The following is a 9588-nucleotide window of genomic DNA, read 5'->3' as shown; positions in this document are numbered from 1 at the left end:
AGGCATTGTCGGGACCGAGATAGAAGCTGGCCGTGAAATCCGGATTCGCGACCAGTGCGTCGCCGCCGACGGCCGTCACGAGGTCATTCGATCCGATTGGTGAACCCAGGGCAAGCACATCCTCGATGTTGTTGAACTCGACGAGGTTGCCTTCCACGGACTGTCCGTCATCGGTGGTCGGCCCCTGGTAGTTTTCCATGCCGGTGGCGAAGCTGGTGTCGCCGTCGTCGTTCAACCACAGGATGTTGTCGTGCATCTCCAGCCCGATGGATTCGAAGCCGGCGTACAAGCCGCCGACGGACTCCGTCAGTTCCGCCTGATTCAGGGCAACGGTATTGAGCGCCACCTGGACCGGTGCGCCACTGGCGCGGGTGATATAGGCAGCGCCCCCATTTCCGCCGGACGCGTAGTTTCCGATGATCAGGTTGTTGTTGAGGATCGTCGCCGACTGGGAATCGGCGATGTAGAGACCGCCACCCTGACTGCCCGCGGAATTCGAGAGGACGTAGCTGTCGAACAGCTCGACCACGTCCGCGCTCTGCGCGTAGATGCCGCCGCCGTGATCGACCTGGTCACTGCCTCGGCCTGTTTCGTTGTTGGCGATGGTCGTCCCGATGATCGACAGATAGTTGTTCGCCGAGGCGTAGATTCCCCCCCCCAGGGACTGTGAGCCGGTCGAGATGCCGCCGAACGCGACATTGCCGGTGATCTCGGAGTAGCCGATGTTCACGAAGCCGGGACCGGTGTTCGCCGCGATGCCACCCCCGAACGCGGAGCTTTCGGAGCCCAGCGCCTGGTTGTTCCGGATGGCGCTGGTGCCCACGAGCAGGGATGAGCCGTTGTCCACGTGGATGCCACCGCCGAACTGGGCGATGTTGTCCTGGACGACCACGTCGGAGAGCACCAGTTCGCTGAACTGTGTCGGGCCCAGGTCAATCCCGCCGCCCTGCGAGCTGAATCCGCCGAAGATCGTGATGCCGCGCAGATAGATGTCGACACTGTCGTCGATGACCACCACGCTGCCATCACCATTGGTGGTGAAGACCGTGTCGGCATCCACGAGGTAGTCCTCCGGGCCCAGTCCACCCACCACCGCGATGCTGGCGCGGGCGTTCACGCGGAGCTGCCCGTTGTAGTTGCCGGTTTCGTACAGGTAGTAGGCGGGATCGCCGTTACCACTGCCGTTGGTGTTGCTGTCGGCTTCCACTTGCGAGTGGTCCAGGAACGCGTCGCTCCAGCTTGTGCCCGAGCCGCCGGTGCTGCCGCGAACGCTGGACACGTAACGCACGATGTTGGCGGTGAGCGGGTCCGAACCGTAGCCGACCTCGACGCCGTCGCCAGCGCCGTCGCCGTCCGTGTCGGGATTGGTCGGTTCGGTGGAGGCCGAGAAGACTTCCTCGCCATCACTCAGGCCGTCGAAATCCGAGTCCGGATTGGTCGGGTCGGTGCCGTAGATATTCACCTCTTCGGCATCGGTCAGGCCATCGAAGTCCGTGTCCGTGGAACCCCAGGACACCACGATATCGGTGATGGATGCCCGGTCGCCGTCGTCAACGACCGCGGTCAGCAGGGGGGAGCCCGTACCGACGCTGGGCGCGGTCCACATGGTTGCCGTGCCGGTGGAGGACGAGAACGAACCGATCGTGCTTTGCCAGGTGATGGTCAAGGGACCACTGGCATCGGGGTCGGCGGCCAATGCCTCCAGCGAGATGGTGCCGCCTGGCGCGACCTCGGTCGTGTCCGCGGACAGCTCGACGGTGGGCTGACGGTTGTCCAGACCCACCAGGTTCTGATCAAGACCACCGATCCACAGCCAGCGCTGGTAGAACGAGCCGGCCTCGTTGCGATGGCCGCTAAGCCCCATGACTTCGCCGGTTTCGTTGACGTATCCCTCGAAGTCCGTGGTCGAGGGATCCTGGCTGTCACCCACGAAGCTGATTGACACGCGTCCGCCGACGTCGGTCGTGTAGGAGCAGGACAATGTCTCCGCCGCGACTTCGGCGTCGCTCAGCATGTCAAACGGCAAGGAATCTCCGGGCCGTCCGGCGATGAACAGGCTCTGGCCTTCGCGGAAGTTCAGCACGCAGCTGCCGTCGGCCAGGAAGTCCAGCACGGCCGACTTCAGCAGATAAAGGATGGACTCGCTGTCGGTTGCCGCGCGTTCCACACCCAGCCCGTCGATGCGATAGCTGGTCCCGCTCAGATCGGGGGCGGTCTCGGGACGACGAATCCCGAACTGGAGCACCTGCTCGACCGATGTCACCGATTCGCTCGCGGTCTCGGTGAGCACCTCCTGCAACACCCGGAGGCTGCCGTCAGGCGACGCGAAGCCGGTCGCGGAGCCGGCCGGTGAGCCATTGTCGGTGTAGGTCGTCGTGAAGGTGCCGTCGACGTTGCTGCTGTAGCTGGTCAGGAATCCGAGATCCTGCCCCGACTCGCTCGTGGTCGTGGTCAGTTCCACCGACCCGAACGGGTCGTAGCGCATCGTCTCCGCGGCGAACAGGGTGTCGCCAGCCGTCTGACCGTCGGCGTCGACGCTGTGCTCGACACGAAACGCCGTGGTCTCCACCGGGCCTTCCTCCAGCCTGATCGAGAGCCCCACGAAACCGATGTTACCGGCCAGTCGCGAGGTTTCGAACGCGGCCGACTGCCGCAGCGCGAGCTCCAGCGCGAAGTTGATGCCGTCCGAGCGCTTCTGGCTGGCGTCGAGGTAGTCGAAGTTGCTGTCCTCGTCGACATCGCCGGCGGCGTACACGTCGTCGCGCTCGGTGATCGCCACCTGGTACATGTCGTCCGTCAGCGGTCGCAGGCGGTGCGTGACCGGGTACTCCCGCTCGACGAAATCCATCGCGGGCTCCAGCGTCTGCGTGTACGGGTCCCGCACCGAGAAGATGCCGGACTCGTTCACTGCAACGGAAAGGGTCTCGGCCGCGTCACCTTCGCCGCTGAAGAACTGGAGGAAGTAGCCCTGATTGAACCCGAACGCGTCCAGTGAGCCCTCGCCGAGGCTGGTGAACGGGCCCGCCGTGAACTGGCTCACACCATCCACGGGCGGCTGCAGGTCATAAAGCCCGACGTCCTGGAACACCGAGAAGAACCCGAACTGTGCCGACTCGGAACCGGCATCGGCGGTCATTTCGTAGTAGCCGGTGTTGAAGCTGGTCTCGGTGCTGCGCACCAGGACCTCGATGTCGAAGAGCGGGAGCTGATCGGAGGCCTCGTCGGGATCAACCACGCCGATGGTGATGTCCACGTAGCTGCCGGAGTCCGCCTCGACCGGGGTGCCGCTGAGCGACCCGGTGGTTTCATCGAAGCTCGCCCAGACCGGCAGGTTGACCACGGTGAAGGTCAGGTTGTCACCGTCGACATCCTTGGCCGTGGGCGTAAACGTGTAGCGGCTTCCCGCTTCGACGACGGTCGGCGGCATGCCGGAGATCGTGGGTGCGTCGTTAACCGGCGCCACGTTCAGGGTTACCGTCACCACGTCGGAACTCGCCTGACCGTCGCTGACCCGGAACGTGAAGCTGTCCGTGCCGTTGAAGTCGGTGCCCGGTTGATAGGTGAATTCGCCCGACGGGTCGAGATTGAGCGAGCCGTTGGCGGGCGTGACCTCGTCCAGCGTGAAGGTGAGCGTCTCGTTGTCCGGGTCGCTGGCCACCAGCGTCGTGGTCAGCCCCTCGTCCTCGTTCAGGTTGAAGGACTGGTCCGCGGCGGTGGGCGGATCGTTGACTGCATTGACCGTGATGGTCACGGTCGCCTGACTGGACGTCGCGCCCTGATCGTCCGCGACGGTGTAGAGCAGGGAGTCGGTGCCGCTGAACTCGGGAGCGGGAGTGTAGGCGATGGAGCCGTCCGACTGAGCCGTGGCCGAGCCGTTGGCCGGCTGCCCGACGACGGTGACCGTGGTGGCGTCGACGGTGCCGTCGATGTCCGTGTCGTTGGCGGTCACGCCGATGGTCACGGTCGTGTCCTCGTCGGTGCTGGCGGTGTCATCGTTGGCAACCGGTGCATCGTTGACGCTGGTCACCGTGATGTTGACCGTCGCGCTGACCTGCGCCTGACCGTCGGAAATGCTGTACAGGAAGCTGTCGGTGCCGTTGAAGTTCTCGGCTGGTGTGTAGTCCACGGTGGCACCGCCGCCGGAAATGCTGGCACTGCCACCGCTGGCGGTCGTCGCGACCACGCTGACGATGGTCAGGGTGTCACCATCCGCATCGGTGTCGTTGGCCAGCACGTCGATGCCGGTCAGCGGGGTGTCCTCGCTGGTGGAGACGGTGTCGTCGTTCGCCACGGGCGTCGTGTTGCTGGGCGCGGAGATATTGACGGTGACCGTTGCCGTGTCGCTGCCTCCGTTGCCGTCGCCGATCTGATAGGTGAAGGTCTCGGTACCGGTGAATTCCTGGGGCGGCGTGTAGTCGATGCCGCCCTCGACACCGATTGTGGCCGAGCCGCCGGCCGTTGGCGTGCCCACGGTCGTGATGCTCAGCGTGTCGCCGTCGGCATCGGTGTCATTGGCAAGCACGTCGATGGTCAGTCCGCCCGAGCCGGCGGTGATGTTCACCGTGTCGTCGGCGGCGACGGGGCTGGTGTTGGACGGTTGCAGGTCGCCGGCCAGGGTTTCGGTGTCCACCTGGACCAGGGTCGCGGTCTCGTAGACGCCGAAATTGTTGTTGCGGAAGCGACGGATTTCGTCGTTCAGATCAAACCCGGACGGCAGGGTCGTCTCGGAATTGCCGACGGTGATCGGCGAGACGCCATCGGCGAGGCTGTCGAGGCGACCATCGGAGAAATCGAAGAGCACCGCTTCCAGCACCGGATAGGTGGGCAGCGTGCCCAGCGAGATGGCCACTCCGTTCAAATACGAGGCGAAACCACCCAATGTCAGCGCGTAGGCGATTTCCGCGTCGGTGTCGCCTGGCGCGGGCGCGATCGGATTGGCCGGCTGCACGCCAACCGGATCGAAACCCAGTGCCGTGGTGGCCTGCGTTCGTGATGCGTCGAACAGGCTGAGGAAGTTCTCCCCTGCGGCCTCGTTCACCGCACGCTGGTAGACCATCTGCGAGAACGGGGTGATCGCCAGCGTGTTCTGACCGGCGGGCAGCAGGGCGCGCAGTCCTTCCTGCGCGCCGAGCGTGATCTGCCGGCGTGCGCCCGGATCCGGTTCCGGGTCGCCCTCGTCAACATAGGAGCCGCCGCCGGAAATCACCAGGAGCGCGCCAGCGGACGGGCGCTCCGTGAGCGTGAACTCACCGTTGGCGTCGGTGGTCGTGGTCGCCAGCGGTTCGCCGACCGGCAAGCCGGCGTCGTCGATCGAGTAGACCTCGATGCTGGCACCGGCCAGCGGTCCCTTGGACGCCGTGCCCTGGACGGCGGACGGCGTGCCGGTCGAGCCACCCCCACAGGCTGCCAGCGCCGTCGCGCTGAGCAGTGCGAGCGGAAGCAGCCGTGCGCGGGGGCTCAAGTCAATCATGGTGAAGGGTCTCCGAAGACCGCTGCGCCAGTCACAGCGTCCGTGCCATTGGTCAGGTTGTAGATCAGGCCGGCGCCATCGGGCAGATCGTCGCCGTCGGCGTCACCGGAGAAGAAGCCGGCGAACAGTCCGCTGTTTCCTTCGGTGTCGCCGTCAACGGATACCGTGTCGTAGGTGCCGCTGAACAGATTGGAACTGTCGATGATCGAACCCGATCCGGAGGCGTTCCAGATCGATTCGTTGATCGCCAGGTTGACGACGCTGTCGACGGTTTGCTGAGTGAAATTCGCCGTGAGCGAGGCCGAGCCCAGCACGCCGACATTGCCGTTGGCGTCGGTGGGATTGGTGTTGCCGACCAGGGTGTAGCTTGCGGTGCCCGTGATCGGAATCGCGGGTGGCTGATCAGCCGCGGGCCCGGTGAGGTAGTGCAGGCTCTGACTGGTCAGATCCAGTGCTTCCTGGCCGGTACCGTCGATGGTCAACTGCGCCACACCGTCGGTCCAGCGTCCCCAGCGGATGCCGGTGTCCGGGTCGAAGCCCAAATCCGCCGCGCTGGCGGAGCCGATTGCATAGAACGCCGCGCCATCCGGGTGGCCGGCAGTGTACTCCGTCAGTTCGCCATTCTCGCCGTACTGCGCGACGGTGGTGTTGGCGGTGCTGGCGAAGCCGGTGGTTTGCCGATACGGCCCCGTGCCCATCGCGACCGAGGTCACCGGGTCCGGATCGGGCGGGGGTTCCTGGCCGTTGCCACCCAGGTCGGACGGGTCGTCCGTGGACCGGACTTCCACGGGGCGCCGGTCATCGGACCCCGGGCCCGGGCCGTCACCGTCACGACGTCCGCGTGGCGGCGGGGGCAGCGGAGGCGTGCCGTCCGGTGCGAACTGGGGTGGTGGTTCTTCCAGGCCCGTCACCGACCCGTCGCTGCCGATTCGGCCGAACGAGAATGACTGGCCCCGGCCGAAGCTCCAGGTCTGGGTGCCATCAGGGGTCTGGACAACAATGTCGACGATGCCGTCCCAGACCGCGAGCAGCATTTCATCGCCCACCATCTCGGTTTCATAGTGCGTGCCGCGGATGCCGATGGTCGCGACCGGCGTCTTGATCTGGTACGTCTCCTTGTCGGATTTGCCGATCAGGCCGGTAATGGTGCGGAACCCGCCCTTGATCAGGCTCATGAACGCGCGGCCGGAGCGCCGGGTTCTGACGAGCGACGCCGGTTCTTCCGCGGTCTCGGTGTCCGTCGATGCGGGAGCGGTTGGCGTTTCAGCCGGTTCCGCCTCGGGGATCTGGTAGTCGGTGAGTTCGTAGCGGGTATCCGGCTTCAGCGTGAGCATGGCGCCATCGTCCAGACGGACATGCATGCGGCCGGACAGGCCGGTGACCAGGGTGTCGCCGGATTCCAGCTCCAGCCCCCGCTGTGCCGCGAGCGCGGTCTCGCCGCGTTCCACGGAAGCGCCACCCAGAACGAACAGGACCTTGCCCACCGCGGCGAAGCCCGGTGTGGCAAGACAGAAGAGGGCCGCCGCTGCCAGCCCCCGCGCAGTTGTGGATCGGAGCATGGACCTTCCCCGTTTCTAGAATCCGCGCGACGCAGTAAACCCGACCACGAACCGGTCGTACTTGAACAGCGTCACAGTTGAATCGTTATCGATGTATCGGGCGTTGGGCGTGAAGACCCAGTCGTATGGCAGCAGGTCGGTCCAGACGGCGCTGGCGTCAATCGAGAACTGATCGTCCTCACGCGTCATGCCGAAGAACGGATCCGGATAGTCCGCGTTAAGCAGTCCCAGCGATGTCTGGACCTGAATGTTCGTGTCCGCCTGCCAGGTCAGGCTGCCGCGAATCGCCGTCAGATCGCGCGAGTAGTCGGATCCCGACTGTCGGGCGTCGTCCTCGCCGACGGAGACCGCAAAGCCCAGCGCTACGGTCGGCATCGGCTGCCACCGCACCGCCGCGCTGGTCGACAGCTGGTCGACGTCCCGATTGTCGATGGCGTCGTTGAAACGCAGCGTGCCGCTGCGCAGCTGTCCGGTCAGCAGGACCGTTCCGAACGAGTAGCCACCGAGCAGCGACGATGCCGCTCCCCGATTGTTGTAGCCACCGTCGATCAGGCCGTAGTGGTATTCGTTGTTCAGCGCCACGAAGACACGTTGCCAGCGCTTGGAGATGCCGAAGTCGGCGCGACCCAGTGTGCTGTCGACAAAATCGGCATCGGGGTAGTGGCTGTGATCCGCGGAGACGCCCCCGTAGAACTCGACCTCGTTCCCGAGCGGGATGGCGGTGCGGATGCCCGCGCCGACGCCGAGAAACAGCGAATCCGTTTCCTGGTTCTGCGGGTCGAGCTCGAAGCCGAGGAAGCGATTGTCACTGGTTGACGCATTGACGTTGCTGTCAAAGCCGCTTCTCGCCCGGACCACGGCGCGCCAGAGCTTGCTCGCCGCGCGTTCGCGCTGGCTCATCGCCGCGCGCGATCGCGCGATGACGTCGGCGACCTCCTGCGGAGGATTCAGGGATTCGACATAGTCGAATTCCGCGTTCGCGCGCTCGAAGTTGCGCAGCGCCATATGACTCAGGCCCAGTTCCAGTCGCGCGCCGGCGAAGTCGGGCTGCAGATAGACCACCCGCTGCAAGGCGAACACCGCGTGGTTGTACTCGCCCGCGTCCAGCGCGGTAGAACCAAGCAGGTAGTCGAAGTCGGGGTCGCCGCCGAGGGAGCCGGCCAGGGGCAGCAGCAATTCCAGCGCCTGCTGAGGGTTGCCGGATTCACGCAACGCCCGGGCCTGGGCCAGCGTCTGCTGCTCGGAGGCGTTGGCGGAGGACGACCGGATCACCACCGTGGGCGCCTTGGGGGTGGCTGTCGGGGTGGGCGTGGTCGCCGCGGGTGCCGTCGGCGTCGGGCTTTCGCTCGTGGTCACGCTCGGCGTGGGTGTTGTCGCCGCGGCGACCGTGGTCGGTGCCGCGACCGGAGTCGCCGCCACCTGGCCAGGCGCGGGAGAGCGCTGCGATGCAGGCAGGTTCTGGCGCTCGGCCAGGGTGCGCGCATCCTTCTGGGTCGGCAGCATCAGCGAGACATCCGCCTTGAGCTGCTTCGAGTTTCCGATGAACGCTTCAGGGTTGGCGACGTGCAGGGCCTCGATGATCTCGAACAGCGTCATCGACGGATACTGGGGCTTGAGCTCGCTGGCCACGCCCCACAGCGTTTGACCGGACTTGATCGGGCCGTAGACCTGAGGTCCCTGCGCACCAACCGTTGAACCGTATGCAACCGTACTGGCGCCCAGGACGACCGCCCAAGCCTTTCGAAAACGAATCCGCACCCGTCACCCCTAAGAAGTCCCCTGGCGAGGGTCATGTTTATAGACGTGCGACGGGGTGGTTGCAAACAACCTGTACGGAAAAGGGTGCGGTAGTTCGCGGTGTATTTGCTACAATTTCGATCTACGTCCGTAGTGCGCAGGAATCCCTCGTTGCAATCGTTCGATCTTGCCCAGCCCGGGGTGTCCCCGTGCTAAGGCCGGCCGTACTCGGCCTGGCGACCGGAGACATCTTCCGGGGTGTTGCCATCGGAGCCTCTGGCTCGACCGTTGGCGAAGTCGTCTTCAATACCGCGATGACCGGGTATCAGGAGATTTGCTCCGATCCGTCCTATCGCGAGCAGATGGTGACCTTGACCTACCCGCATGTCGGTAACGTCGGGACCAATGACGAAGATCAGGAATCCGGTGGCGCGCAAGTCGCCGGCCTGATCATTCGCGAACGGCCCCGCACGCCGAGCAACTGGCGGTCCGGCGAATCATTGCCCGCGTATCTGGAGCGGCTCGGTGTGGTCGGGATCGCCGAAATCGATACCCGCCGCCTGACCCGCATTCTCAGAGACCAGGGTGCCCAGAGCGGCTGCATCGTCACCGACACCGACGACGCCGAACTGGCCGTCGCGCGGGCCCGCGAATTTCCGGGTCTGTCGGGTCTGGATCTCGCCCGTACCGTGTCGACGTCGCAGCAGTACGCCTGGAGCGAGCCGAGCTGGGGGCAGGCGGCGCCGAATGCCGATTTCCACGTCGTGGTCATGGACTACGGCGTCAAGCGCAACATCCTCCGGCGTCTGGTGGATGTGGGCT

Annotated in this window: 4 protein-coding genes; 1 reads left to right on the top strand and 3 read right to left on the bottom strand. The window is 65.3% G+C overall.

Features of this window, described 5'->3' with window-relative positions; translation table 11 throughout:
* The 3 genes from ABNS06_RS10435 to ABNS06_RS10425 all read right to left on the bottom strand — a co-directional run.
* Window positions 1-5470 (bottom strand): Ig-like domain-containing protein (locus tag ABNS06_RS10435; RefSeq protein WP_348674486.1); only part of this gene is annotated, 5470 nt, incomplete at its 3' end.
* The gene (locus ABNS06_RS10430; RefSeq protein ID WP_348674484.1) at window positions 5467-7029 is read right to left on the bottom strand and encodes a FecR family protein; all 1563 of its coding nucleotides are present in this window, start codon (window positions 7027-7029) and stop codon (window positions 5467-5469) included. The genes ABNS06_RS10430 and ABNS06_RS10435, both read right to left, overlap by 4 nt.
* A gap of 15 nt (window positions 7030-7044) precedes the next feature.
* Window positions 7045-8787: a hypothetical protein gene (locus tag ABNS06_RS10425; RefSeq protein WP_348674482.1), complete on the bottom strand. Its 1743-nt coding sequence runs from the start codon at window positions 8785-8787 to the stop codon at window positions 7045-7047.
* 188 nt (window positions 8788-8975) lie between these two features.
* On the opposite strand from ABNS06_RS10425, the gene ABNS06_RS10420 reads away from it, so the two are divergent.
* On the top strand, window positions 8976-9588 hold a 613-nt coding region (locus ABNS06_RS10420; RefSeq protein ID WP_348674480.1), incomplete at its 3' end, for a carbamoyl-phosphate synthase domain-containing protein.

Source organism: uncultured Abyssibacter sp. (genome assembly GCF_964000955.1).
Taxonomy (GTDB): domain Bacteria; phylum Pseudomonadota; class Gammaproteobacteria; order Nevskiales; family OUC007; genus Abyssibacter.
This window is presented reverse-complemented; position numbering and strand designations above follow the sequence as displayed.